Annotated in this window: 22 protein-coding genes; 12 read left to right on the top strand and 10 right to left on the bottom strand. The window is 59.2% G+C overall.

Features of this window, described 5'->3' with window-relative positions:
• The 3 genes from ACVBEG_RS02300 to ACVBEG_RS02310 all read left to right on the top strand — a co-directional run bounded on the left by ACVBEG_RS02300 (window position 1) and on the right by ACVBEG_RS02310 (window position 2,327).
• Entirely contained in the window at window positions 1-699 is a 699-nt protein-coding gene (locus ACVBEG_RS02300) for a CoA transferase subunit A (protein WP_322181646.1), read from the top strand.
• A gap of 2 nt (window positions 700-701) precedes the next feature.
• Entirely contained in the window at window positions 702-1,334 is a 633-nt protein-coding gene (locus ACVBEG_RS02305; protein WP_322217870.1) for a CoA transferase subunit B, read from the top strand.
• A gap of 132 nt (window positions 1,335-1,466) precedes the next feature.
• Window positions 1,467-2,327, top strand: coding sequence for a cache domain-containing protein (locus tag ACVBEG_RS02310; RefSeq protein WP_322181642.1), 861 nt, complete (start codon window positions 1,467-1,469; stop codon window positions 2,325-2,327).
• A 59-nt stretch (window positions 2,328-2,386) separates the two neighbouring features.
• On the opposite strand, the gene ACVBEG_RS02315 is transcribed toward ACVBEG_RS02310, so the two are convergent.
• Window positions 2,387-3,901, bottom strand: coding sequence for an MDR family MFS transporter (locus ACVBEG_RS02315; protein ID WP_322181640.1), 1,515 nt, complete (start codon window positions 3,899-3,901; stop codon window positions 2,387-2,389).
• A 128-nt stretch (window positions 3,902-4,029) separates the two neighbouring features.
• Entirely contained in the window at window positions 4,030-4,935 is a 906-nt protein-coding gene (locus ACVBEG_RS02320; protein ID WP_322181638.1) for a LysR family transcriptional regulator, read from the bottom strand.
• Between the two features lie 102 nt (window positions 4,936-5,037).
• Here ACVBEG_RS02320 and ACVBEG_RS02325 point away from each other — a divergent pair, with 102 nt between their 5' ends.
• A complete protein-coding gene (locus ACVBEG_RS02325; RefSeq protein WP_322181636.1) occupies window positions 5,038-5,652 on the top strand; it encodes an NAD(P)-dependent oxidoreductase in 615 nt (204 codons plus the stop codon).
• 7 nt (window positions 5,653-5,659) lie between these two features.
• Here the strand turns inward: ACVBEG_RS02325 and ACVBEG_RS02330 are convergent, their stop codons facing one another.
• Window positions 5,660-6,550: a LysR substrate-binding domain-containing protein gene (locus ACVBEG_RS02330; protein ID WP_219062162.1), complete on the bottom strand. Its 891-nt coding sequence runs from the start codon at window positions 6,548-6,550 to the stop codon at window positions 5,660-5,662.
• Between the two features lie 160 nt (window positions 6,551-6,710).
• Between ACVBEG_RS02330 and ACVBEG_RS02335 the strand changes: the two genes are divergently transcribed.
• From ACVBEG_RS02335 to ACVBEG_RS02360, 6 genes are all read left to right on the top strand, one after another.
• Window positions 6,711-8,351 carry a 5-guanidino-2-oxopentanoate decarboxylase gene (locus ACVBEG_RS02335; RefSeq protein WP_322181633.1) on the top strand — a complete coding sequence of 547 codons (1,641 nt, stop codon included), beginning with the start codon at window positions 6,711-6,713 and terminating at the stop codon, window positions 8,349-8,351.
• Window positions 8,345-9,814, top strand: coding sequence for an aldehyde dehydrogenase family protein (locus ACVBEG_RS02340; RefSeq protein WP_322181631.1), 1,470 nt, complete (start codon window positions 8,345-8,347; stop codon window positions 9,812-9,814). The genes ACVBEG_RS02335 and ACVBEG_RS02340 overlap by 7 nt, the downstream gene beginning before the upstream one ends.
• Before the next feature lie 223 nt (window positions 9,815-10,037).
• The gene (locus ACVBEG_RS02345) at window positions 10,038-11,141 is read left to right on the top strand and encodes an ABC transporter substrate-binding protein (protein WP_322181629.1); all 1,104 of its coding nucleotides are present in this window, start codon (window positions 10,038-10,040) and stop codon (window positions 11,139-11,141) included.
• A 91-nt stretch (window positions 11,142-11,232) separates the two neighbouring features.
• Entirely contained in the window at window positions 11,233-12,141 is a 909-nt protein-coding gene (locus tag ACVBEG_RS02350; RefSeq protein WP_322181627.1) for an ABC transporter permease, read from the top strand.
• Window positions 12,138-12,995 carry an ABC transporter permease gene (locus tag ACVBEG_RS02355; protein ID WP_219062157.1) on the top strand — a complete coding sequence of 286 codons (858 nt, stop codon included), beginning with the start codon at window positions 12,138-12,140 and terminating at the stop codon, window positions 12,993-12,995. Before ACVBEG_RS02350 ends, ACVBEG_RS02355 begins: the two co-directional genes overlap by 4 nt.
• Window positions 12,996-13,014: 19 nt before the next feature.
• Entirely contained in the window at window positions 13,015-14,070 is a 1,056-nt protein-coding gene (locus ACVBEG_RS02360; protein WP_322181624.1) for an ABC transporter ATP-binding protein, read from the top strand.
• Window positions 14,071-14,098: 28 nt separating this feature from the next.
• Here the strand turns inward: ACVBEG_RS02360 and ACVBEG_RS02365 are convergent, their stop codons facing one another.
• Window positions 14,099-15,028 carry an AraC family transcriptional regulator gene (locus tag ACVBEG_RS02365; protein ID WP_322181622.1) on the bottom strand — a complete coding sequence of 310 codons (930 nt, stop codon included), beginning with the start codon at window positions 15,026-15,028 and terminating at the stop codon, window positions 14,099-14,101.
• A gap of 347 nt (window positions 15,029-15,375) precedes the next feature.
• Between ACVBEG_RS02365 and ACVBEG_RS02370 the strand changes: the two genes are divergently transcribed.
• Both ACVBEG_RS02370 and ACVBEG_RS02375 read left to right on the top strand, forming a co-directional pair.
• Entirely contained in the window at window positions 15,376-15,747 is a 372-nt protein-coding gene (locus ACVBEG_RS02370) for a putative quinol monooxygenase (RefSeq protein WP_322181619.1), read from the top strand.
• A 37-nt stretch (window positions 15,748-15,784) separates the two neighbouring features.
• Window positions 15,785-16,015 (top strand): hypothetical protein, encoded by a 231-nt coding sequence (locus ACVBEG_RS02375; RefSeq protein WP_322181618.1) that lies wholly within the window; start codon window positions 15,785-15,787, stop codon window positions 16,013-16,015.
• Window positions 16,016-16,021: 6 nt separating this feature from the next.
• Here ACVBEG_RS02375 and ACVBEG_RS02380 read toward each other — a convergent pair whose 3' ends face one another.
• The 6 genes from ACVBEG_RS02380 to bglX all read right to left on the bottom strand — a co-directional run bounded on the left by ACVBEG_RS02380 (window position 16,022) and on the right by bglX (window position 24,935).
• Complete coding sequence (locus tag ACVBEG_RS02380; RefSeq protein WP_322181616.1) at window positions 16,022-16,645, bottom strand: flavin reductase family protein; 624 nt, start codon at window positions 16,643-16,645, stop codon at window positions 16,022-16,024.
• 135 nt (window positions 16,646-16,780) lie between these two features.
• Window positions 16,781-17,173: a hypothetical protein gene (locus ACVBEG_RS02385; protein WP_447107314.1), complete on the bottom strand. Its 393-nt coding sequence runs from the start codon at window positions 17,171-17,173 to the stop codon at window positions 16,781-16,783.
• A gap of 695 nt (window positions 17,174-17,868) precedes the next feature.
• Entirely contained in the window at window positions 17,869-19,191 is a 1,323-nt protein-coding gene (locus ACVBEG_RS02390; RefSeq protein WP_447107315.1) for an MFS transporter, read from the bottom strand.
• Between the two features lie 178 nt (window positions 19,192-19,369).
• Complete coding sequence (locus ACVBEG_RS02395) at window positions 19,370-20,707, bottom strand: sigma-54-dependent transcriptional regulator (protein ID WP_447107316.1); 1,338 nt, start codon at window positions 20,705-20,707, stop codon at window positions 19,370-19,372.
• A 6-nt stretch (window positions 20,708-20,713) separates the two neighbouring features.
• Window positions 20,714-22,492, bottom strand: coding sequence for an ATP-binding protein (locus ACVBEG_RS02400; RefSeq protein ID WP_447107317.1), 1,779 nt, complete (start codon window positions 22,490-22,492; stop codon window positions 20,714-20,716).
• A gap of 154 nt (window positions 22,493-22,646) precedes the next feature.
• Window positions 22,647-24,935 carry a beta-glucosidase BglX gene (gene bglX / locus ACVBEG_RS02405; RefSeq protein WP_322217853.1) on the bottom strand — a complete coding sequence of 763 codons (2,289 nt, stop codon included), beginning with the start codon at window positions 24,933-24,935 and terminating at the stop codon, window positions 22,647-22,649.
• Between the last annotated feature and the right edge of the window lie 65 nt (window positions 24,936-25,000).

Genomic DNA, 25,000 nt, shown 5'->3' on the forward strand with positions numbered 1-25,000 from the left:
TTGAACAAAATCTACTCGACCGCCGAATCAGCTCTGCAAGGTCTCGTCGAAGATGGCATGACCCTGGCGGTTGGCGGCTTTGGCCTGTGTGGTATTCCGGAAGCCTTGATCGCCGCGCTACGAGACAGCGGCAAGCGTGAGTTGACCGTCATCAGCAACAACGCTGGCGTTGACGGCTTTGGCCTGGGCCAACTGCTCACCACCCGGCAGATCCGCAAAATGATCTCGTCCTACGTGGGCGAGAACAAAGAGTTCGAGCGTCAGTATCTGGCTGGAGAGCTGGAGCTTGAATTCACCCCTCAAGGAACACTGGCCGAAAAGTTGCGTGCGGGCGGCGCGGGTATCCCGGCGTTTTTTACCAAAACCGGTTACGGCACCTTGGTCGCCGAGGGCAAGGAAACCCGTGAGTTCGATGGCGAGTGGTTCGTGATGGAGCGCTCCCTGCGCGCCGACGTTGCCTTGGTCAAAGCCTGGAAGGCGGACAAATCCGGCAACCTGGTGTTCAACAAGACCGCGCGCAACTTTAACCCGCTGGCAGCCATGGCCGCGAAAGTCTGCGTGGTCGAAGTCGAAGAGATCGTCGAGCTCGGCGAGCTGGACCCGGATCAGATTCACTTGCCGGGCATTTACGTACAGCGTCTGGTGCTCAACGCCACGCCTGAAAAACGTATCGAACAACGCACTGTGCGGAGCGCCTGATCATGGCCTGGACTCGTGAAGAAATGGCGCAACGCGCTGCCCAAGAATTGCAGGACGGCTTTTACGTCAACCTCGGTATCGGTTTGCCGACGTTGGTCGCCAACTACATTCCCGAAGGCATGGACGTTTGGCTGCAAAGTGAAAATGGCCTGCTGGGTATCGGCCCGTTTCCGCGTGACAACGAAGTCGACCCTGACCTGATCAATGCGGGTAAACAGACCATCACCACGTTGCCCGGCAGCAGCTTTTTCAACAGTGCCGACTCGTTTGCGATGATCCGGGGCGGCCATATCAACCTGTCGATTCTTGGGGCCATGCAGGTTTCTGAAAAAGGTGATCTGGCCAACTGGATGATCCCTGGGAAGATGGTCAAGGGCATGGGGGGCGCCATGGACCTGGTAGCCGGGGTCAAGCGTGTTGTCGTATTGATGGAGCACACGGCCAAGGGCGGCGCCCACAAGCTGTTGAAAAACTGCGACCTGCCGTTGACCGGCGTTGGCGTGGTCGACCGGGTCATCACCGACCTGGCCGTGCTGGATGTCACCGAGGCCGGTTTGAAACTGGTGGAAATTGCCCCTGGGGTGAGCCTGCAAGCGCTGCAAGACGCTACGGGGTGCAAGGTGATTTCCGATTGAAACATTCTGCGAGGCCGGTCAGGCAGGCCCGGCTTAAGGGGGCGGTCCAGCGAACCTTGTCTTTGTGAATAATTCCCTATCTCCACCAGCCGTCTAAGCTATGACGACACTAATAAGATTGGGGAATGCGCAATGAGGGGTCTGCTGAAACAAGCTGTAGTGGGCGGATTGTTATGCCTGTGCTTCAGCCATGCTTGGGCGGCAGCTGAAACGACGGCGAAAACAGTCGATGATGGGCAGGCCGCCAAGGCCTTGCTGGTCAAAGCGCTGGCTCGATATCACGATCAGGGCGATAAGGCATTTGCCGAATTCAGCCGTCAGGGGGACTTCGTCAAGGGGGAACTCTATGTCTATGTGGTCGATACCAACGGCGTGATGCTGGCCAGCGGCGGGCCTTCCGTTGCGTTGATCGGACGTGACGTGTCCGATTTACTGGGACCTGATTTGCAAAAAGCGTTCAAGCAAGGCCTGGCGGCACCGCAAGCCGAGGGTATCCAGCAGGCAGAATACCGCTGGCAGAACTGGAGCGATGGCAAGGTCGAGCTCAAGCACGTGTACTACCAGCGTGTGGGTGACCGGATCCTGGCGGTCGGTTATTACCTGCCACGCGCATCGTCCGAACAGGCCAAGGCCTTGCTGGACAAAGCCTCCGCTGAACTGGCCAAGGACGAGCAGGGCACCCTCAGCGCCATCAACAGTTTGAAAGGCGGGTTCCTTCACGATGACCTCTATGTGTTCGTGGTCGATCTGAACAACCAGCGTTATGCCGCCCACGGTACCAATCTGCGGCTGATCAATACGGATTTCAGCAAGGTCAAAGACCCTGAAGGTAAGCCCGTGGGCGAGCCGATTCTGGCGTTGATCAAAAAACAGGACGAGGGCGAATACGAATACCGCTGGCGCAACCCGGTGACCAACAAGGTAGAGAACAAGCACGCGTACGTGCGCAAGGTCGGTCACTATCTGGTCGCGGTGGGTTACTACAGCCTATAACGTCATCAACCCTGTCGCTTCGTCAGACCGCCGCGAATCAGCGACCTGGCGAAGCTGTTTCAGACGTCCCTGTCTTTGTCCCCGCGCCCGCGCAACAGGTTGTCAGGCATCGCCAGTGCGGCGGCCAGACCTAACAGCGAAATCCCCGCGCTGACCATCAGTAAATGCCGGAATGTCAGGAGCAATTCCCCTCGCAAGTATTGTTGCGCCGGTCCACTGGCGGCATTCAGGCTGTCCATCAATACGTTGCCCGAACTGCCTTCGGCGCCCATGGGGGTGCCGCTCAGTTGTGCGAGGCCGGACCGTTGCAGCATTGCCAGCAGCAGCGCCGACATCAGTGCCACACCGACTGCGCCACCCAGTGAGCGGAACAGGTTGGTGGTGCTGGTGGCGACGCCCATGTCTCGCTGCGCCACCGAATTTTGAGTGCCGACCAGCGACGTTGGGAACTGCAGGCCGCTGGCAAAACCGGTCAACACCATGAACGCACCGCTGAGCAGCGCTGCTTGCGGTGGGGTGTAGGCCATGCCCAGGATGGCAAGGGGCATCAACACTGCTCCGATGAGAATCATCGGTTTGTAGCGCCCGGTCATTGAGGTGCGCCGGCCGGCGAAATACGCGCCCATGGGCATGCCGATGGCCAATGGCATCAGGTGCAGGGCTGCGCTGTCGGCACCGCCGCCGGTCACGGTCTGGAAGCGCAGTGGCAGCAACACGATCAAGGAGATGGCCTGGAAACTGGTGAAGAACATCGTGCACCAGCACAACACCGCGTTGCGATTTGCAAACAGGTGCATCGGCAGCAAGGGCTCCTGGGTGCGATGCTCGTACCCGACAAACGTGATCAGGGCCAAGAGCGCGATCCCCAGCAGCGCGAGCACCTGGCTGTCGCGCCAGTCATGGCCTTGGCCGATTTCGGTAATGCCCAGCAACAGCGCACTCAGGCCGATGATCATCAGCAGCGTGCCGAGGTAGTCGATGATCGGCTTGCGTTGTGGAATAGGCAGCCCGACCAGCCTGCGGTGGGCGATCCACAAGGCGCTGATGCCCAGCGGCAGATTGATCAGGAATACCCAGCGCCACGACAGGTATTGGGTCATGAAGCCGCCGAGCACCGGCCCGGCCACGCTCGCCAGCGCGTACATGCCGCTGAAGTAACCTTGATAACGCCCGCGTTCGCGAGGCGGGATGATGTCGCCAATGATCGCCTGACTGACCGAAACCATGCCGCCCGCGCCGATGCCCTGAAGTATCCGCGCCAGCACCAGTTGCTCCATGCTTTGGGCCACGCCGCAGAACAATGAGGCCAGGGTGAACATTCCCAGACCAAACAGCATCAGGCGCCGGCGTCCATACAGATCGCCGAGCTTGCCATAAATAGGCACCGCAACAGTCATCGCCACCATGTAGGCAGAGATCACCCACGCGAGCAGGTCGAAATCGTTGAATTGCGCAGAGATCGCCGGCATCGAGACTGCAACAATGGTCTGATCCAGTGCGCTGAGAAAGACCGCCATCATCAGCGCGAATAACACGCCTCGGATCGCAGGTTTAGGTTGGTTGAGACTGGTCAAGTAGGGGCTCAACTAGCAGTGACCTCGCCGTAAAAGTCGGCAGGACAGGGCAGGCTATTCTAGACCGATAGCAGGCTACTCGATAGGGCGGTATGCATGCCGGCCGAATAACAAATTGCGAATCTCTGTCAAAGGTTCTCATCCCATTCGGGTCCTGCCTTGAACCGGTCGACGAGGAAGTCCAACAAACTGCGCAAGGTGGTGGGCATATGCTTGCGTGAGGCGTACACCGCATACAGGGTCAGGTCCAGAGGCCGCGCTTCGGGTAATAGCCGGATCAGCTCACCGTTGCGCAGAAACGGGCTGACCAGGTACGACGGTAGCATTGCCACGCCGGCTCCAGCCATGGTTGCACGCATCAGGGCGGTGGTTTCGTTGCCACTGATATTGCCGTGGATAGGCACAGCGACCTGTTCGCCATCCTGCTCGAAATGCCACAGGCTTTTACCGAAATAGGAATGTGTCAGGCAATTATGCTCGCTGAGGTCTTCCACTCGCAGTGGCGAGGGATGTTCGTGCAAGTAGCCCGGTGACGCGCAGATCACCGAGCGACAGACCGTTAGGCGCCGCGCAATCAGATTCGGGTCCAAGTCATTGCTGGCTCGAATGGCCAGATCAATGCGCTCGTCGATCAGATTCACCGTGCGGTCCAGGGCCTGCATATCGATGCTCACGCCGGGGTGCCGTTTAACGAAGTCGCTGACCGCATCGGCCATTTGCGCGTGACCGAAAGAGGTACTGACGCTGATGCGTAAAGCGCCGCGCAGCGTATCGGCCGGAACGCTGACAGCCGCCTGCATATCGGCCGACAGCTCTAATAACTGCCGGCAGCGTGGCAGGGTTTCGTTGCCTGCGGCGGTGAGGCTCAGTTTGCGCGTGGTGCGGTGCATCAGGCGTGCGCCGATCCAGTCTTCCAGCTCGGCCAGGTAGCGCGAAATCACTGGTCTCGACATGTCCAGATGGTCCGCCGCTGCTGACTGGCTGCCCCTGTCCACCACTGTCACGAACACCCGCATTGCGATTAGCCGATCCATGATTTGCCCGATTTTAGAAACAAACTATGCTCAAGCATCGCATTTTTTGTACTGAGTCGCGCAACTAAGCTCTGTTCATTACCTTACCTTCGGAGAACCACCATGAGCAAAATCGCAATTATCGGTGCCACCGGCCGTGCCGGAAGTCAGCTGTTAGAAGAAGCCCTGCGCCGTGGTCATAGCGTGACGGCCATTGCTCGGGACCCTTCCTCTCTCGCCGGACGTGCGGGCGTGGTCTGCAAAAACCTGGATGTCAGCGATGCCAAGGCCTATACCGATGCAGTCGCCGGGCATGACGTGGTGATCAGTGCGACGCATTTTTCCAGTGTGTCGGCCCGCGCGACCATCGAACCGGTGAAGCAGGCTGGGGTTCCCCGTCTGTTGGTGGTAGGCGGGGCTGGCAGTCTGTTCGTCGCGCCGGGTCTGCGGGTGATCGATACGCCAGACTTCCCTGAAGAGTACAAAGCCGAAGCCGGCGCGGGTGTGGCGTTTCTGGAGACGCTGAGTCAGGAAAAGTCGCTGGACTGGACCTTTCTTTCGCCGTCGGCGGAGTTCTTCGAAGGCGAACGCACCGGTGCATTTCGTCTGGGTAAAGACGATTTGCTGGTCAGTGCCGCCGGTAAAAGTTCGATCAGCTTTGCCGACTATGCCATCGCCATGCTCGATGAAGTTGAGCAGCACGCGCACCCGCGTCAGCGCTTTACAGTTGGCTATTGAGCGTCAGTTATTGACTGGCGCGCTCGGCCGCCTGGACGAGCAGCCAGTCGATCAGTTCGCGTAACTCGGGCGATGGGTCGGAGCGTTCGGGATACACCAGGTAATACGCGGCACCGGTGCGCACCTTGAGGTCGAAGGGCGCCACCAGCCGTCCGGCGCTGAGGTCCTCGCCGATCAGAGCCCAATCACCGATGGCCACGCCTGTCCCTTGTGATGCGACTGACATGGCGAGGTCCAGCGTGTCGAAATGCTGGCCCTTGGCGATATTACTGACGGTCGCTCCGGCGACCTTGAGCCAGCTTTCCCAATCACGCTGGTCGCGAGTCGGGTGCAGCAGCATGTGCTGCTCCAGATCGGCCAGGGTCTTGAGCGGTATCGGCCCGGCCAACAGTTGCTGAGAACAGACCGGGGTCAATTGCTCATCGAATAGATGATGTGCCGCCACCGAATTGGCCGGCGGTGCCCCATACACTACGGCGGCATCAAACTCTTCGCGGCGGAAATCCACGGCATGTTGCACGGTGGTGGTCAGCTCGACGGGGACATCCGGGCGCTCTTTCTGCCACTGCAACAAACGCGGCAGCAGCCAACGCATCATGCACGTCGGGGCCTTGAGTCGCAGGGTTTCGCGTTTCGCACCGACGTGTTCGACCGCTTCGTCGATCAACGAAAACACTTTCTGAATCCGTGGGAACAGCTCGCGCCCTTGGGCGGTCAGGCTCAGTCCGCGTGCCTGGCGCTGGAACAACGTATAGCCCAGATGACTTTCCAGCCCCGAGATCTGCCGGCTCACTGCGCCTTGGGTGATGTGCAGCAGTTCTGCGGCCCGCGTGAAATTGCAGCACTGGGCTGTAATCAGAAAAGTATGCAGGGCAGGTAAGGGCGGCAGGCGTTTCATCGGGGCTCAGGCATGAATGGAGGACATGCCTAGCATGACATTTTTTGCGTTGTCACCGCTACGGCATGCCGGGTCCAATTGGGCCTCATCTGCAGTGTGTCTGGCAGGCCTGAGCGCCGCGACAACGTGCAGTTCCCGAATAAAAGAAAGGCAGACGAACATGGCAACGTGCGGCGAAGTATTGGTCAAATTGCTCGAGGGCTATGGCGTCGAGCAGGTCTTCGGTATCCCGGGTGTGCACACCGTCGAGCTCTATCGCGGGCTCGCCGGCTCGTCGATCAACCATGTCACGCCGCGCCATGAGCAAGGCGCCGGCTTCATGGCCGACGGTTATGCGCGCACCCGTGGCAAGCCGGGTGTGTGCTTCATCATCACCGGCCCCGGCATGACCAACATCACCACGGCCATGGGCCAGGCCTACGCTGACTCGATTCCGATGCTGGTGATTTCCAGTGTGCAATCGCGCAGCCAGTTGGGCGGCGGGCGCGGCAAGTTGCATGAGCTGCCATCGCAGAGCAATCTGGTCGCGGGCGTTGCCGCGTTTTCCCACACCTTGATGTCGGCGTCGGAATTACCGGCAGTGCTGGCTCGCGCGTTTGCGTTGTTTCAGGCCGGTCGTCCACGCCCGGTGCACATCGAAATCCCCCTTGATGTATTGGTAGAAAATGCCGACGCGTTGCTCACCAGCGAACCTGTGAATGTCAGCCGTGCCGGTGCGGCGCCCGAGGCCATCGCGCGAATGGTCAGCCTGCTGGCGGCGGCCAGGCGGCCATTGATTCTGGCCGGTGGTGGCGCCATAGATGCCGCGCCTGCGTTGGCACGGCTTGCTGAACAGTTGGAAGCCCCGGTAGCGCTGACCATCAATGCCAAGGGCATGCTGCCATCGCGTCACCCACTGTTGATCGGCTCAACCCAATCGCTGGTGGCGACGCGTGCGCTGGTAGCTGAGGCCGATGTGGTATTGGCCATCGGCACCGAACTGGCCGAAACCGATTACGACATCACCTTCGCCGGTGGTTTCGAGATCCCGGGTGCATTGCTGCGCATTGATATCGACCCTGATCAGACCGTGCGCAACTATGCGCCGCAGGTGGCGCTGGTCGCCGATGCCGACACGGCCGTGCAAGCTTTGTTGGCCGGGCTTGGCAAAAAAGAACTGGCTCCACGCTGCGCGGACTGGGGCCACACGCGCGCCGCTGCGTTGCGCGAAACCCTGGCGACCACCTGGGACGACGCCACTCGCGGGCAGACTGTTTTTTTGCAGACGGTGCTCGACGTGTTACCCGATGCGGTGCTGGTCGGCGACTCGACTCAACCCGTCTACACCGGCAATTTGACCCTCAATCTGGAGCAGCCGCGTCGCTGGTTCAACTCATCGACCGGTTACGGCACCCTCGGTTACGCCTTGCCTGCCGCGATTGGCGCCTGGCTGGGGCGTGCTTCTGAAGCCAAGGCTCGTGGCGCCGTGGTGTGCCTGATAGGCGATGGGGGTTTGCAATTTACCCTCTCGGAACTGGCCAGCGCTGTGGAAGCGCGCACGCCGATCATCGTCCTGCTCTGGAATAACCAGGGCTACGAGGAAATCAAAAAATACATGGTCAACCGCTCGATTGAACCGGTGGGCGTCGACATTTATACCCCCGACTTTATCGGCGTCGCCAAAGCCTTGGGCTGTGAAGCAGAGAGGATTGCTGGCGTCGAGGAACTGAAGCTGGCGTTGCGAAAAGCGGGCGACCGCCAATGCCCGACCTTGATCGAAATAGACCAGACCCTCTGGATGACCGGAATGAAAGCATGCTGAACGCTCAAGCGAACCCGAATAGCACACCCCTTGCTGGGCTCTACATTGATGGCCAATGGTTGTCGGGCAGTGAGCAACTTAGGGTGATCAACCCGGCCACCGAAGCGCCGCTGGCGACGTTGGCTGGCGGCGATGCCACGGACGTCGAACACGCTGTGCGAGCCGCGCGTCTGGCACTCCCTATCTGGTCACAGACCACGGGAGCGGCCAGGGGCGTGCTGTTGCGCAAGATCGTCAGCGGGGTGCGGGAACGACGCGAGCGACTGATTGAGCTGCAATCGCGCAACAACGGTAAGCCGCTGTTTGAGGCCGCAATCGATGTCGATGATGTCATCGCCACATTCGACTATTACGCCAGCCTGGCCGAAGCGCTGGACGGGCAGCAAGACAGCACCGTGACGCTACCCAGTGAAGACTTCGCGGCGCGTCTACGGCGTGAACCGTGTGGCGTCGTCGGGTTGATCGTGCCGTGGAACTTCCCGATGGTCACCACTGCCTGGAAGCTGGCCCCCGCCTTGGCAGCCGGCTGTTGCGTGGTATTGAAACCGTCGGAAGTCACGCCGCTGCCGGAGCTCGAACTGGCCGACATCATTGCGCAAAGCGGTCTGCCCGCCGGGGTGTTCAACCTGGTCTGCGGGACCGGGCTGGCAGTCGGTGCGCCACTGTCGGCGCACCCGAACGTCGCGAAAATCTCATTTACCGGCAGCACTGCGGTGGGGGTTCAGGTTATGCAGCGGGCCGCTGAAACGGTCAAGGGCGTGAGCCTGGAACTCGGCGGTAAGTCCTCGCTGCTGGTGCTGGCCGATGCCGATCTGGATCTGGCGGTGGAGCTGGCCAGCGGTGGCGGATTTTTCAATGCCGGGCAGATGTGTTCAGCCACCAGTCGTGTATTGGTTGCCGATGAGTTGGTCGACGCATTCCTCGAAAAGCTCAAGGCGCGCGCCGAAGCCATCCGCGTGGCCGACCCCTTCGAGCCCGAAGTCGAGATGGGCGCACTGGTCAATCAGGCTCAATACCAACGGGTGCTCGGGCATATCGCGCGGGGTGTGAACGACGGCGCACGCCTGGTGTGCGGTGGTAAGCGGCCTGCGGATCTATCCCGCGGATATTTTATACAGCCCACGGTGTTCACCGATGTGCCCCTGGACAGTGCGTTATGGCGCGAAGAGATTTTCGGCCCTGTGCTGTGCGTGCGCCGTTTCGCCACGGAAGACGAGGCCATCGCCTTGGCCAACGACAGCGAATTCGGCCTTGTGGCCAGCGTGGTCAGTCGCAATCCGGGCACGGCTGATCGTGTCGCCAATGCACTGCAAGCAGGCCTGGTATGGATCAACGCGCCGCAGGTGATTTTTCCGCAGGCCGCGTGGGGTGGCTACAAGCAGAGCAGCATCGGTCGCGAGCTGGGGCCTTGGGGACTGCAGGCTTTTCAGGAACTCAAACACGTCATCCGCGCCGCCTTTTAGCACCAAAGCAGCTCACGCATGCCTCCTGTCGAGGCATGCGTTTGACACATGGCTTCAATGACAAATTTTCGATTGTTGCGTCTCAAGCCCCGCCTCAGGATGACCGTGTCGAATCAGCCACGGCCCCCGGAGCACGGGAGCTGTAGCGGGATCAACTGGCGCACTCAGCCTGGGGCGAAGCTGCGATCAATCCTCACTTTTAGAAAAACAAAAGGAGTCCGTCATGGGCGAGCATGATCTGAACAGAAGGCAATTCATCAAGACGGTGGGCGTTGCATCGGTCGCCGCGGCTGCGATGTCGATGCCCTTCATCAGGGCCAGTGCCAGTGATACCCGGTTTCAGGGGAAAACCCTGCGCTTGCTCACCTGGTCCGACGACACTGGCCTGGCGGCACTGCGCAATATCGCGGCCACCTTCGAAGCCAAAACCGGTGCCAAGGTTATTGCCGACCGTACTGGCAGCACCTCGGAAATGGTCGCCAAGCTCAAGGCCGGTGGTGATCGTCCGCAATACGACATCATCACCCTCGCCGGTGTCGGTGCTGAAGGCCTGGCCGCTGCCGGTCTGCTGGAAAAACCAGACCTCAATCGCATCCCCAATATTGTCGACGTGCCTGAAAAATACCGCACAGGCGCCAACGGTCACGGCATCGGTTATCTACTGTGGTGCAACAGCCTGATCTACAGTACCCGCACGGTAAAAGAAGCGCCGGACAGCTATGCCGCACTGTGGGATCGGGATCTGGCACCGAACATTTTCCTGCCGCCGCCGAACTGGACCGAGGCCATGGACCTGATCATCATCGCCGCCAAACTGGCCGGTGGCGATGAGCACAACATCGAACCCGGTTTCAAGAAACTGGCAGAGCTCAAGGACCGCGTAGTGACCTTGGGCGAGAACCCGAACCAGATTGCAGAGCTGTTCCGCACGGGCTCGCTGGACATGGGTGGCCTGTATGCCCCGGCGTTCTTTCCGAAACAGATTCGCGATCCGGCCTACGGTCTGGGTGCTACCTTTGGTATGAAAGAAGGCTTCTATACCGACCTGATGCAGTCGGTCATGCCGAAAAATCGTCCGGGCGACACCGATCTGGCTTACGCCTTCATCAACCATTCTCTCGACCCTTTGGTGCAGGGCAAGATGGCCGAAGACATCTTCAACGGCCCGGTCAACGCCAAGGCAATCATCTCGGCAGAAGCGCGCAAGAGCCCGTACATCCTTACGCCGGAACAGATTGCCGACAAAGCGATCATGCACGACAACGCTTTCCTGGCCACCGTTCACGATCAGTGGATTCGTCGTTACACGGAAATCTTCTCTTCCTGAGTTGCGAATCGCGGGCAAGCAAGCGCCTACATGCTCCTGTAGGAACGCGCTTGCCCGCGATGCTGAATCCATCTCCCACGAGATCACCGCCATGGAACACCCTCCTTTGATCAGCTCGGCCGCCGCGCCCTCGGTACGCCGGGCTAAAACGATTTCCCCCACGGCGCGCGCCTGGCTTTTTCTCTCGCCATCGATGCTGTTTCTCGCGGTGTTGATTGCCGCCAGCCTCCTGGTGTTGCGCATGAGTGTCGGCACCAAGGGCGCCGAATGGTCCGGCTTCAGCCTTGCCAGCTACGCACAACTGGCTGAGCCGTATTACCTGAAGTCATTACTGCTGACCTTGCGCCTGGCATTGTTCAGTGCGGTGATCGCGGTGGTACTGGCGATTCCGGTGGCGTACACCATGTCGCGCTTGCAGTCGCCTTTGTTGCGTCGGGTGTTTCTGGCTGCCGTGCTCCTGCCGCTGCTGGTCAACCTGCTGCTGCAAAGCTACGGCTGGCTGGTGATTCTCGGCCCGGGCGGCATGCTCAATCAGGCGTTGATGGGGCTGGGCATCATCACCCGTCCGGTGATGATGCTCTACAACCAAAATGGTGTGCTGATGGGCCTGGTGCAAACCGCTTTCCCATTGGCGGTATTACCGATTGCCAGCGCCATGCGCGGGGTTTCGCGCAGCTATGAAGAAGCCGCCGCCACCTTGGGCGCCAGTCGTTTTCAAGTGTTTCGCCAAGTAGTGTTGCCGATGAGCCTGCCTGGCATCATCACCGGCGCCACGCTGGTGTTCGCCTACAACGCCAGCAGTTTCGTCGTGCCGTTACTGCTCGGCGGTCGGCGGGTGCCCATGCTGGCGGTGATGGTCCACGACCAGATCGCGCCCCTGATGAACTGGCCTGCTGCCTCGGCTGCCGGTGTGGTGTTGATCGTCACCACCCTGGCAATCATGACCCTCTCTGAATACATCACCGGCCGTCGTCGCCGTCTGCTGGAGGCTTCGCAATGAGCAGCCCCTCGAAAAGCCGCTTGCGCTTTCAACCGATCCTACCTGGAGACACCGGTCGCTTGGCGGGTGTCCTCTCAGGCTTCATTCTGTTGCTGGCCGTGCTGCCGATTCTGACCATGATCGTCATGTCGTTCAGTGGTGCCTCGAACCTGGACTTTCCGCCCAGCAGCTACAGCCTGCAGTGGTACAAGGCCGCCTGGAATACCTTTGTTTCCCCCGACGCCAGTGATGTGTTGAGTCTAGGTAAAGCCATGACCACCAGTCTGTGGGTCGCGTGCCTGACCATGGTCCTGGCGACCCTGGTCGCGGTGCCTGCGTCCTATGCCCTGACACGCTGCGAATTTCGCGGCAAGGGTGTGGCACTGCAACTAATGTCGCTGCCGCTGGTGTTTCCCATGGTGGTGCTCGGTCTGGCGTTGCTGCTGATATTCGACAGCCTGCCGTTTCAGATGAACACCTCGCGGCTCGTTATCGCACACGTAATTCTGGCGCTGCCGTTCGTGGTGAAAAACTGCACTGCGGCGATGATGTCCATCGGCAGCGAAGTCGAGGAGGCCGCGCAAATGCTCGGCGCTTCACCGTTGCGGGCCATTGTCGACGTGGTTGTGCCGTTGATGAAATCGGGGATTCTTGCCGGGATGTTGTTGGCGTTTATCGTCTCGTTCAACGAGTTCACCGTCACCTACTTCCTCTACAACATCGACGTGATGACCGTGCCGATCTGGATGTACAGCCGCACCGTGTCATCGCTGGATCCGACCGTCTTTTCGTTTGCCGTGTTGATCGTGCTGATCGACTTCGTCCTGATTTGGGCGTTGGAGAAGCTGGTCGGTGAAGGTGGCGTTTCGTTCTAATTTTTTGAGGTTTAGGTAAATGACCGGATTAATCCTGGAAAACGTCGAGAAATTCTACGGCTCGGCCTGCGCGGTAACGGACGTCAACCTGCACCTGCCCGAAGGCAAACTGGTATGTTTTCTCGGCCCCTCCGGCTGCGGCAAGACCACCTTGTTGCGCATGATCGCGGGCCTGGAAACCTTGAGCGGCGGCGAGATTCGTCTCGATGGCGAGGACGTGAGCCATACCCCGGCGCACCAGCGCAACTTCGGCATGGTGTTCCAGTCACTGGCGCTGTTCCCGCACATGACGGTGGGGGAAAACATCGCGTACCCGTTGAAACTGCGTGGCGTAAGCAAGGCCGACCAGCAAGCGCGGGTCAAGGAATTGCTTGAGTTGATCCAGTTGCAGCAAATGGTTGATCGGCCAGTGGCCAAGCTTTCGGGTGGTCAGCGTCAGCGCGTGGCCATTGCGCGGGCGATTGCATCGCACCCCAAGCTGCTGCTGTTGGATGAGCCCTTGTCGGCACTCGATGCCAAGCTCCGCGAGTCGATGCAGGTGGAGATTCGCCAACTGCAACAACGGCTGAATATCACCACTATCCTGGTGACTCACGATCAGCGCGAAGCCATGACCATGGCCGACATTGTGGTGGTACTGGGACAGAATCGCGTGCAACAAGTTGGCACGCCGATTGAGATCTATCGCAACCCGGCCAACGAGTTCGTCGCCGACTTTATTGGCTCGGGCAATATCTTTCCTGCTATCGCACTGGGCAACGGGCGCGTCGGCTTGCCCGGCGGTGAAGCGTTGGACGTACCGATCTGCGCGAGCATTGAGGCGGGTGCCAAGATCAAAATGTTGGTGCGCCCGGAGGATCTGCAACTATCGTTGCCGCTGCCGACTGCTGGCAATCGTCTGTTGGGCACCGTGACCTTCGTTCGTGATATCGGCGCGACCATCGAAACCACTATCGATTGCGCCGGTGTTTCGCTGACCGCGCTGAGTACCCCGTGCCAGGGCTTCGGTCTGAGCATCGGCAATCCGGTGTCGATCACCATTCCTGCCGAGGCTTGCCGGGTACTGACGGCCTGAACGTGTATGACTGACCGCTGGTGGCGGGTTAAACGCGCTTGCGCAGCCGAGCCAGGTCGCGCAAGGGCGGTGCGCCGAACAGACGGCTGTACTCGCGACTGAACTGCGAAGGGCTTTCATAGCCGACCCGATAACCGGCTGCCGAGGCGTCCAGCCCGTCAGCCAGCATCAACCGTCGGGCTTCCTGCAACCGTAGCTGCTTTTGGTACTGCAAGGGACTCATGGCCGTCACCGACTTGAAGCGATGGTGCAGCGTTGACACGCTGAGGTTCACTTCGCGCGCCAGATCTTCGATCCGCAAGGGTTGCTCGTAGTTGCTGTTGAGCCATTTTATTGCCTGCGTGACGCGATGCGTCTGGCTGTTGGACATCGCGATTTCATACAGCTGATAGCCCTGCTGACTGCGTAACAGACGGTAAAGGATCTCGCGCTGAATCAGCGGCGCGAGCATGGCAATGTCTTTTGGAGTGGACAGCAAGCGTGTCAGACGCAGCACTGCATCGAGCAGTTGCGAATCAATGCGCTCGATATACAGCCCGCGTCCGGTCGGACGGGTCGGCACGCTCATGAGGCCGGCTTCGGCGATCAGGGTATTGATTTGCGCGGGGTCGATGTCCAGACGCAGCGCCAGGTTCGGGTGCTCCGGCGTGGCATGCTGAATACAGCCACTGAGCGGCATCGCCACCGAAAGCACCAGATAATTCAGCGGGTCATAGGTGTAGCTTTCGTCACCCAGGCGCACGTCCTTGCTGCCTTGGGCGAGGATGCACAGCGCTGGTTGCGCCAGCGTCGGAAACGATTGGACCGGATGATCGTAGCGAACCATGTACAGCGGCGCGACGGCAGTGGTGAAAATGCCATCTTCAGGCGCAAAGCGTCGAATGATATCGGCCAGCTCGGCACGCTGCTTTTCCATATCATCGTCCACCTGAACGCTAGGGGGCTCACGCTGTAACATGCCTCGAATCCTCTGATGGTTCACCGATGAGCACAGCCTATTTTTGTGCAAAAAAAAGCGCTACCTGGATTCTGCTCAATGCTTGCCTGATTCTGTCGGCGCGCGTGCAGAGAGGCAGCAACTCCCGCTTATCAAGGCCTGAACTTGCTTGATGCTCCGTTGTTCGACAGGCGCGGAATTGTTGCGCTCAGGTTCAGGTGCAACAGGCAGCAAACACCCTGATGCAGTAATAGGCAATAACCGGGCAGAAACCGGCTAACGGCAAATTCCCCTACCGGCCTAATCTCTGGTGCTGTAGCGAGTTGCGCCGCGCCCCATAAAAGCTGTCCACCTCAGGAGTGCAGATCATGCCCAATCCAGGCCCCGTGAGCCACCTTGCCTTTGCCCGTGCCCGAACCGGATGCAGTGCACACTTGGGCGTGCGATTGAGTCGCCTGATCGAACCGACGCTGAAGGCTCCTGGCTGTCTGCACTTTGCGTTGCAGCAATCAATGTGCGATCCGGATTTGTGGTTGGTGTCCGGCTTATGGTCTAGCGAGCAGGCGATGAACGCTTACTTCTCGACCCCGGAACTAAGCGTTTTCGCTGACGTGGTGCAGGAACTGGTGGTCAGCAGTCTGGATTTTCATACCTTTGCCACTGTTAGCGCGGCGCAGGCTAACCAGATGCACGGTGTGGACATGACCACCGCCCTGCGGTCTGGCGTGCAAACGGTTTAGAATTGCCGCGATCCCATTAACAGGCAGGATAAGCGGCATGGCACGTAAAGAGTTCAAAGACGTCGAAGCGGTTTCCGCAGTCATGCCCGGTGAGGGCGGTTACGATGCGGCGATTGCCGTCAAAGCCCATGGCGCGGGTGGCGCGCCACGTTTTCATCGTGTGCTGGACGGGCAAAAATTCAAAACAGCGCATGAAGCCGACCAGGCCGCGACCGAGGTATTGGCCCGTCTGGTCGATGTCGATGCGCACGGCGAGTTGGTGTTTTAACCTGGTTTAAACGGTGGGCCGGTACATCTTGAACAGTGATTCCGGCCCCAGCTGAAAGTAATCGGCAGGGCCGCCTCCGCGCAAAATAGGCTCTGCGGCCGCAGTGTCGTAGATGCCGTCTTTCAACAGTGACTTGGCAATATGCACCGCCACCACTTCGCCAAGAATCAGCCAGCTCGACACCAACTCTCTGTTCGCGCGTTGCAGCTGCACGATCTGCGTGACCTTGCATTCGAACGACACCGGCGTCTCCAGCACGCGCGGCACCTTGATGATGCGCGATGCCACGGGGGTCAGGTTCGCCAACTCAAATTCATCAGTTCCCGGCGGGACGGCTGCGCAGCTCTTGTTCATTGCTTCGGCCAGTGGCCGGGTCGCCAGATTCCAGGCGAACTCGCCAGTCTGTTCGATGTTATTCAGGCTGTCCTTACGACCGACACTGCAAAAGCCAATGATTGGCGGAATGTAGTTAAAGGCGTTGAAGAAACTGTAAGGCGCCAGATTCAGATTGCCCTGAGCATCCTGGGATGAAATCCAGCCGATAGGACGCGGGCCGACGATGGCATTGAACGGGTCGTGGGGCAGGCGATGCCCTTGGGAAGGTTCGTAGAAATGGATATCGTCTGGCATGGCGGGATTCCTGATGACAACAGCTGCTTTGGGAAAGACTGCCATAGTGCAAGGCATCGACCAGCGTTTCCAGACTTTCATGCCGCGCAAAATTAAGCCCGGCATAAGCCGGGCTGGAAGGAGCAGTGTGAGCTGTTAGCTCACACGGTTTGCACCGACGTGGTCAGCACCATCAGCGGCGACACGGTTTGCACCGACGTGGTCAGCACCATCAGCGGCGACACGGTTTGCACCGACGTGATCAGCGCCATCAGCGGCGACACGGTTTGCACCGACGTGATCAGCGCCATCAGCGGCGACACGGTTTGCACCGACGTGATCAGCGCCATCAGCGGCGACACGGTTTGCACCGACGTGATCAGCACCATCAGCGGCGACACGGTTTGCACCGACGTGATCAGCACCATCAGCAGCAACATGAGTAGCGCTAGTGTGAGCCGAACCATTTTCTGCAAAAGCGGGAAGGGCGAACGCGCTGCTGGCCAATACCGAGAACGCCAGGCCGAAGATAAGTTTTGAAGTTTTCATGATGTTTGCTCTGCATGTTCGTGGGTTTTAAGTTGCTATGGGGTGAATGTTACGCCGCTCGGTTTAATTAAGAAGTCATTAAGGATGCTAGCGACTATTGCTGAAATTAATAGTACGTAAATTCTCATATAAATCATGTGGTTGCTGTGGTAGTGGGCGTCGGGAACGGAGGGTAATGTGCACTGGGTACTCGCTTTTTCGGTGACGTCAGACACGAGGTTGGCAGCAGTAGAGTGAGCAGTAGAATTATTATTCTGGAGAGGTAGTGCACGCACTTTTCATACCGAAGTTACGTGTTGTTTGCCGGTGCAACAATACAACGGGCTTTCATAAACTCCGTAAAAGAATCAGCCCGGCATAGGCCGGGCTGAAGGTAAATCCAAGAGGTGTTACCTCAAACGGTTTGCACTGTCCGCGTCATCACTCAGCCGCTACGCCGCTCAGCTTTGTTAATAATTAAACAAAGGGTGCTATTAACTGTCATTAAAAATAATAATTAATAAAAGCCAATAAAATCATGTAGATGTGTGCAGTTGTCGGTGGGTATGCAAACGTCTAATGGATATTTCCGACTTTCTTGCGACCCACTCATGCCCGATTGGGGAGGCCGTTGAGGTGTTAAGAAAAGGGGCGACCACTTGAAGTGGTCACCCCTTTTTTGACTGCGTGTCCCGATTAGAAATCGACATTCACGCTCAGTCGGTTTCAATCCGTGAGTGCTTTCGGGTGTCCTTCATGAACACGTAAACCAGCAGCGAAACGGCAATACAGGCGGTGACGTACCAGTAGTAGCCCGTCTCCATGCCGATGCTTTTGAACCACAGCGCGATGTATTCCGCGGTGCCGCCGAAGATCGATACGGTCAAGGCATAAGGCAAGCCCACGCCCAAGGCGCGAATTTCGGTGGGGAAGAGTTCGGCCTTCACCACGGCATTGATCGAGGTGTAACCGCTGACAATAATCAGCGCCGCCATGATCAGGAAGAACGCACCCCACCAGCTCTGGACGGTGTGCAAGGTGGTCAGGATCGGCACCGTGAACAGCGTACCCAACACGCCGAACGCAATCAGGATAGGACGCCGTCCGATTTTGTCCGACAGTGCGCCGACCAAGGGCTGGATGCACATGAACAGAAACAGCGTGGCCGCTGAAATGGTGGTGGAGTCGGAGATGCTCATGCCGACGGTGTTCACCAGGTATTTCTGCATGTAGGTGGTGTAGGTGTAGAAGGCCAGGGTGCCGCCCATGGTCAGGCCGACCACGGTCATCAGCTCCTTCGGATGACGCATCAAGGTGCGCATCAGGCTTTCTTTTGGCTTCTCTTTTTTCTGGGTGAACGACTCGGTCTCTTCCATCCCGCGCCGCAGGTACAGCGCGACCACGGCACACAGCGCGCCGATCACGAACGGAATACGCCAGCCCCATGCGTACAGCTGCTCAGTGTTCAGGGTTTGCTGAAGGATGATCAGCACCGCCAGCGCGATGAGCTGGCCGGAGATCAGGGTGACGTACTGAAAGCTGGAGAAGAAGCCGCGACGCTCTTTGGTGGCCATCTCGCTCAGGTAAGTTGCCGAAGTGCCGTACTCGCCACCCACGGACAAGCCCTGCAGCAGGCGGGCGAATATCAGCAGAATCGGTGCGCCGACGCCGATGATTTCGTAACTCGGGGTCAAGGCGATGATCAGCGAGCCGAAGCACATCAAGAACACCGATATCATCAGTGCAGCTTTGCGTCCCTTGCGGTCGGCGTAAATGCCCATCAGCCAGCCGCCGATCGGGCGCATCAAAAAGCCCACAGCGAAGATCGCAGCGGTGTTGAGCAGTTGTGCGGTGGTGTCGCCCTGAGGGAAGAACGATTTTGCGAAGTACAACGAGAAAGCGGCGTAGACGTACCAGTCGTACCACTCGACCAGGTTGCCGACCGAGCCGCTGAAAATCGATTTCAGGCGACTGCCTGTGGTTTTTTCTTTGGTCGACGCGGCAGCCGACCCTTTAGACAGAGAGTTGGGGATGTCCATCACTGATCCTTTAAGTCATTGTTTTTAGTGGAGCACGCGCAAGCGCAGCCTGGCAGTCCTATAGCAGGAGCTGTGCCAGGCCGGTGATGGCCGGTCTAGAGGGGGTTGGTTGGTTTTTTAGGCGGGAATCCGCTCATTGGCGTGATTCCCATGAGCGGAAAGTTGCCGATAGAGGGGCTTATTCAGCGCTCAGCAGAAACATTTCCCGTTGCAGGCCGTGACGCTGCATTTTCTCGTTGAGGGTCCTGCGTGGCAGTTGCAGTTCGTGGAGGACGGCCTTGATGTCACCTTTGTGCCGGGTCAGTGCGCTGCGCAGGCAATGGGCTTCGAACGCCTCTTGCCGAGTGGCCAGTGACTGCCCCGACTCGGTGGCTGTGGGCTCTGCCTGGCCCAATCCCAAGACTTGACGTTCTGCCGCGTTGGCCAGTTCGCGGACATTACCCGGCCAGTCATGGCTGAGCAGATGGCTCAGTTGCGCGCCGCTCAATACCGGCGCCTTGCGCCCCAGGCGTTTGGCGGCGGTGCGGGCGAAATGGCCGAACAGCAGCGGAATGTCTTCGCGGCGCTCGCGCAACGGCGGCAAACGCAGTTCGGCCACGTTCAGGCGATACGCCAGGTCTTCGCGAAAACGCCCGGCCCGTGCCTCTTCCAGCAGATCCGGTTTGGTCGCGGCGATAATCCGGATGTCGACAGAGATGCTCCGGTTAGAGCCCAGCCGTTCAAGGCGCTGCTCCTGAATAACGCGCAGCAATTTGACCTGCTGGGCCAGCGGCATGCTTTCAATTTCGTCGAGAAACAACGTACCGCCGTCGGCGTACTCCAGCTTGCCAATACGTTTGCCCTGCGCCCCCGTGAAGGCACCGCTTTCGTGGCCGAACAGTTCGGCTTCGAACAACTGCTCGGGGATCGCCGCGCAGTTGAGTGCGACAAAGGGTTTGCCCGCCCGAGGGCCGAAGTCATGCAGGCAGCGCGCGACCAGTTCTTTGCCGCTGCCGGTTTCGCCGCGAATGACCACGTTGACGGGCAGTTGCGACAGCTCCAGCACTTGCCGACGCAGGGTGTGCAGACTGGGTGCAACGCCCAGCAGGGTTTCGTCCAGTTTGGACTTGGCATCGGCTTGTTCATGCAGGCGTCGGTTTTCCAGGACCAACTGCCGCTTCTCCAGCGCCCGGCGCAGGCTACTCATCAGCGTTTCCGGGCTGAAGGGTTTCTCCAGAAAGTCATAGGCACCGTCGCGCATGGCATCCACCGCCATGGGCACATCGCCATGCCCGGTCAGTAGGATCACCGGCAAGTCCGGGTCTAAGCGTTGCAGGCGGGCCAGAAACTCCAGGCCGCTTATCCCTGGCATGCGCACATCGCTGAGGATTACGCCGGGGAAATGATCGGGCAGGGCGGCCAGGCAATCTTCCGCGCGGCTGTGCACCTGCACACGGAACCCGGACAGCGACAGCCATTGTTGCACCGCATCGCGGATGCTGGCTTCGTCATCGACCACAATTACAGAATTCAGCATGCAGGATCAGGCCTCTGGATCAGTGGGAATCGTCAGTGTGAATCGCGCGCCGCCGCCATGATTGTCGACGCACAGCGTGCCGCCGGATTCGTGGACGATGGCATAAGACACCGCAAGGCCCAGGCCCAAACCGTCGCCCACTGGTTTGGTGGTGAAGAACGGGTCGAAAACGTTGGCCAGATGCTCCTGCGCGATGCCGCCGCCACTGTCGCCAACTGTCAGCCGCCATTGCCTGGGCTTAGTGGAATTGTGTGCAGGCTGCTCAGCCTCAATGCGTACTTCCAGACGCTTGAGCGGTTTATCGCGCATGGCATCCAGCGCATTGCGCAGCAGGTTGATCAGCACCTGTTCCAGGCGGATCGCATCACCGCGCACGTACGCGGGTCGGGTCAGGTGCAAGACGCAACTGACGCGTTCATCACGCAGCCGGGGCTCGAGCAACAGCAACGCCTGATCAACCACCGCCGCCAGATCCAGCCGTTCCCGCAGGCCGCTGGGGCTTTTGCGGGCAAAGGTTTTCAAATGCCCGGTCAGCGCTGCCATGCGCGTCAGTTGTTGATCCAGCGGGGTCAGGGCCTGATAGGCGTCGTCGATGCGGCCATGATCAAGCAGCAGACGCAGGCTGGCCAGTTGCATGCGTTGGGCGGTCAGCGGCTGATTGATCTCGTGGGCCAGCGCCGCAGACATCTGCCCCAACGCCGCGAGTTTGGCCGACTGCACCAACCCGTCCTGAGCGGTACGCAGGTCGCGGGTGCGTTCTTCGACCAGTTGCTCCAGTTCTTCACGGTTGCGCTGATGCACGCGTGCCAAACGCCAACGCTGATAAAGAAACAGGCTCAGAAACACCAACGTCAGCCAGGTGCCGGCCGCTGCCAGAGCAGCATTGCGCATGTCTTCGGCCGCCACCTGTGGCTTGCGCAAAAGATGCAGGGTCCAGCCTTCGGCGGTGAGTGGCAAAGACTCCCACAGATAATCCACCGCACCGTCGGGGCCTTCGATCCTGACGAGATGGCCGTTGTCGTCGAACGCTTGGATCACTTGACGATGCAGGGCCGACAACGGTTGTTTGTCGTACTGGCGGGTGGCGGCCAGTTCCGCGCGGTCGCTGGCGGAAATCGGCTGCAACTCGCGATAGCGCCAGCCGGGCTGATTGGCGATGAACACAATGCCTTTGGCGTCGCTGACCAGCAGCAGGTCGCTGCCTTGGCCCCATTCGTGTTCCAGTTCGGGAAACTCCAGTTTCACCACCATGGCACCGAGAAAATCGCCCGCGTCGCTGGTGACGGCGTTCGATAAGAAATAACCGGGAATGCCGCTGGTCACGCCAACCGCATAAAAGCGCCCCACGCCTTGGGCTTTGGTCTGCAGAAAGTAGGGGCGGAACGCATAGTTATGGCCAACATAGCTACTCGGCAAACGCCAGTTACTGGCGCCGACCGCTAAACCGTTGCGGTCGAGCAGCTCCAGGGTGGATGACTGCGCCGCGCTGTTGATCCGTTCCAGTTTGCGGTTCACCGTGTCCTGAGTCGTTGAGCTGACCGGTCCGCTCAAGGCCGAACGCAGTTCAGGGTCCAGCGCCAGCACTGCGGGCAGCGCGCGATAGCGTTCGATCAGGGTGTGCAGCGTATTGCCATACAACGCCAGTTGCCCACGGGCTCGCCCGGCATCGTCGGCCAGGGCGTGACGTTCGGTCTGCTGCATCGCCAGTCCGGCAGCCAACACCGCGCCCGCCAGGATCAGCAGCACATAGAGAGGCAGGCGAAAGGTGCGGGAAGTGAAGGACATGGTGGCGGAGACGGAAGTGAGTCGGCAGGCACCTTAGCACGGGGCAGGGCCGAGAACGCTGGGTGAACGTCGAGATTTCATGTCGTGTGACGTTCAGTCTTCGCGAAGGATGCAACGCGGTCCAGAGGCTGGACCGCGCCTGATACAGGGCCGCTTATAACAACTCAAAGCTCTCTGTTTTCACGTCTTCAGAGTCGAGACCAATCATCACGTTGAATTCGCCCGGCTCAGCAGCGTATTTCAGGGCCGGGTTGTAGAACTTCAGGTCGTCTTCAGTGATGACGAAGTTGATGACTTTCTCTTCTTTCGGCTGGAGCATGACTTTCTGAAAGTTCTTCAGCTCTTTGACCGGGCGACTGATGGAGGCAGCAACATCGTGCAGATAAAGTTGCACCACCGTTTCGCCAGCAACCTTGCCGGTATTTTTTACCGCGATGCTGGCGGTCAACTGGCCGCCGCGTTTCATATGTTTATTGGATAACGTGACGTCCGACAGACTGAACTGGGTGTAGCTCAAGCCATAACCGAAGGGAAAGAGCGGGCCAGTGACTTCTTCTTCGAAGTAGTTTGACGTGTAGTTCGGGGGCGAACCGAGCGTGAAAGGACGGCCGGTGCGGAGGTGGTTGTAGTAAACCGGAATCTGCCCCACCGAACGAGGGAAGGACATCGGCAATTTGCCTGACGGGTTGTAGTCACCGAAGAGCACGTCAGCTATTGCGTTACCGCCTTCGGTGCCGGTGAACCAGGTTTCGAGCATCGCGTCAGCCTGTTTCTGTTCCTCGACCAGAGTCAGCGGGCGGCCGTTCATCAGCACCAGCACCAGGGGTTTTCCGGTGGCTTTGAGTGCCTTGATCAGGTCGCGCTGTCTACCGGGGATATTAAGGTCAGTGCGGCTCGCCGATTCGTGGGACATGCCCCGCGACTCGCCAACCACTGCTACCACCACATCAGCCTGCTGGGCAACCTTGACCGCCTCGGCAATCATTTCTTCGGCCGGGCGCGGGTCGATCTCGACTTCGGTGACCATGAAGTTCAGGTAGTTAATGACTTTCGGGTTGTCAGAGACATTGGCGCCGCGAGCATAAACCAGCTTGGCCTTGTCGCCGACCGCATTGGCCAGACCGTCAAAAATAGTGACCGATTGTTTCGGTACGCCTGCAGCGGACCAGCTGCCCAGCATGTCCATCTGGCTTGTCGCCAGAGAGCCAATCACCGCGATGGTGCCTTGCTTCTTCAGCGGCAACGTCTGGTTATCGTTTTTCAGCAATACCATGGTCTTGCGTGCCACCTCACGCGCTTCTTTGCGGTGCAGGCGGCTTTCGGCGTTGGTGTCGACCGGGTCATGAGCGGCATTGCCGATACGACGGTACGGGTCGGCGAACAGGCCCATGTCGTACTTGGCGCCCAACACTTCGCGCACGGCGTTATCAATATCTTTTTGGGAAATCTCCCCGTCCTTGAGCAGACCAGGCAAGTGTTTGCCATAGGCCGAGTCATTCATGCTCAGGTCAATGCCGTTCCTGATCGCCAGCTTGGCGGCTTCACGTTCGTCGCTGGCCACACCGTGGCGGATCAGTTCCTTGATGGCGCCGTGGTCGCTGACGGTCACGCCCTTGAAGCCCCACTCCTTGCGCAACAGGTCCTGCATCAACCAGGTATTGGACGTGGCCGGTACGCCGTTGACCGAGTTGAGGGCGACCATTACCCCGCCTGCACCGGCATCGATCGCGGCGCGGTAAGGCGGCAGGTAGTCCTGGTACATGCGCACCGGACTCATGTCGACGGTGTTGTAGTCACGACCGCCTTCTACCGCGCCATACAGCGCAAAGTGTTTGACGCTGGCCATCAGGCTGTCAGCGCCACCGGGATGCTCGCCGCGATAAGCGTTGACCATCACCTTGGCAATGCGCGACACCAGGTAGGTGTCCTCGCCAAACCCTTCCGAACTGCGGCCCCAGCGGGGATCGCGGGAGATATCGACCATCGGTGCGAAGGTCATGTCCAGGCCATCGGCGCTGGCTTCAATGGCTGACGTACGACCGCTCAAGGCTATCGCGTCCATGTCCCAGCTCGCCGCAAGACCCAGGCTGATCGGAAAGGTCGTACGATGGCCGTGGACCACGTCGTAGGCGAAAAACATGGGAATCTTCAGGCGACTCTTCGCAACTGCCGCTTCCTGCAAAGGACGGTTTTCGGAACGGGTGATCGAGTTGAACGTGCCGCCGATTCTGCCGGCAGCAATTTCCTTGAGGATATTCGGCTGCGGCATTTCGGGGCCGATACTGATGAGTCGCAACTGCCCGATTTTTTCATCGAGGGTCATTTGTTTCATCAGGTCGGAAATGAAGACGTTTTTAGTCTGCAGGGTGGTGTCATTGGTCTCGGCCATTACCGAGTGACTGGCCAGGCCGACGACAAGGCCCAGCAAACACAGCTTATTCATGACTATTTTCTCAAGGCGTTCTTCAGCAACTTACGTTAAGTACTGGTCAGCCAAATGTTGGGTAT

Source organism: Pseudomonas sp. GG8, from assembly GCF_052976945.1.

Coding starts and splice junctions, on each gene's coding strand:
- ACVBEG_RS02345 (WP_322181629.1), top strand. CDS start 10,038: ATGGGCGAGCATGATCTGAACAGAAGGCAATTCATCAAGACGGTGGGC.
- ACVBEG_RS02330 (WP_219062162.1), bottom strand. CDS start 6,550: ATGAAACGCCTGCCGCCCTTACCTGCCCTGCATACTTTTCTGATTACA.
- ACVBEG_RS02375 (WP_322181618.1), top strand. CDS start 15,785: ATGGCACGTAAAGAGTTCAAAGACGTCGAAGCGGTTTCCGCAGTCATG.
- ACVBEG_RS02325 (WP_322181636.1), top strand. CDS start 5,038: ATGAGCAAAATCGCAATTATCGGTGCCACCGGCCGTGCCGGAAGTCAG.
- ACVBEG_RS02310 (WP_322181642.1), top strand. CDS start 1,467: ATGAGGGGTCTGCTGAAACAAGCTGTAGTGGGCGGATTGTTATGCCTG.
- ACVBEG_RS02340 (WP_322181631.1), top strand. CDS start 8,345: ATGCTGAACGCTCAAGCGAACCCGAATAGCACACCCCTTGCTGGGCTC.
- ACVBEG_RS02305 (WP_322217870.1), top strand. CDS start 702: ATGGCCTGGACTCGTGAAGAAATGGCGCAACGCGCTGCCCAAGAATTG.
- ACVBEG_RS02320 (WP_322181638.1), bottom strand. CDS start 4,935: ATGGATCGGCTAATCGCAATGCGGGTGTTCGTGACAGTGGTGGACAGG.
- ACVBEG_RS02360 (WP_322181624.1), top strand. CDS start 13,015: ATGACCGGATTAATCCTGGAAAACGTCGAGAAATTCTACGGCTCGGCC.
- ACVBEG_RS02380 (WP_322181616.1), bottom strand. CDS start 16,645: ATGCCAGACGATATCCATTTCTACGAACCTTCCCAAGGGCATCGCCTG.
- ACVBEG_RS02365 (WP_322181622.1), bottom strand. CDS start 15,028: ATGTTACAGCGTGAGCCCCCTAGCGTTCAGGTGGACGATGATATGGAA.
- ACVBEG_RS02395 (WP_447107316.1), bottom strand. CDS start 20,707: ATGCTGAATTCTGTAATTGTGGTCGATGACGAAGCCAGCATCCGCGAT.
- bglX (WP_322217853.1), bottom strand. CDS start 24,935: ATGAATAAGCTGTGTTTGCTGGGCCTTGTCGTCGGCCTGGCCAGTCAC.
- ACVBEG_RS02350 (WP_322181627.1), top strand. CDS start 11,233: ATGGAACACCCTCCTTTGATCAGCTCGGCCGCCGCGCCCTCGGTACGC.
- ACVBEG_RS02385 (WP_447107314.1), bottom strand. CDS start 17,173: ATGAAAACTTCAAAACTTATCTTCGGCCTGGCGTTCTCGGTATTGGCC.
- ACVBEG_RS02355 (WP_219062157.1), top strand. CDS start 12,138: ATGAGCAGCCCCTCGAAAAGCCGCTTGCGCTTTCAACCGATCCTACCT.
- ACVBEG_RS02390 (WP_447107315.1), bottom strand. CDS start 19,191: ATGGACATCCCCAACTCTCTGTCTAAAGGGTCGGCTGCCGCGTCGACC.
- ACVBEG_RS02370 (WP_322181619.1), top strand. CDS start 15,376: ATGCCCAATCCAGGCCCCGTGAGCCACCTTGCCTTTGCCCGTGCCCGA.
- ACVBEG_RS02400 (WP_447107317.1), bottom strand. CDS start 22,492: ATGTCCTTCACTTCCCGCACCTTTCGCCTGCCTCTCTATGTGCTGCTG.
- ACVBEG_RS02335 (WP_322181633.1), top strand. CDS start 6,711: ATGGCAACGTGCGGCGAAGTATTGGTCAAATTGCTCGAGGGCTATGGC.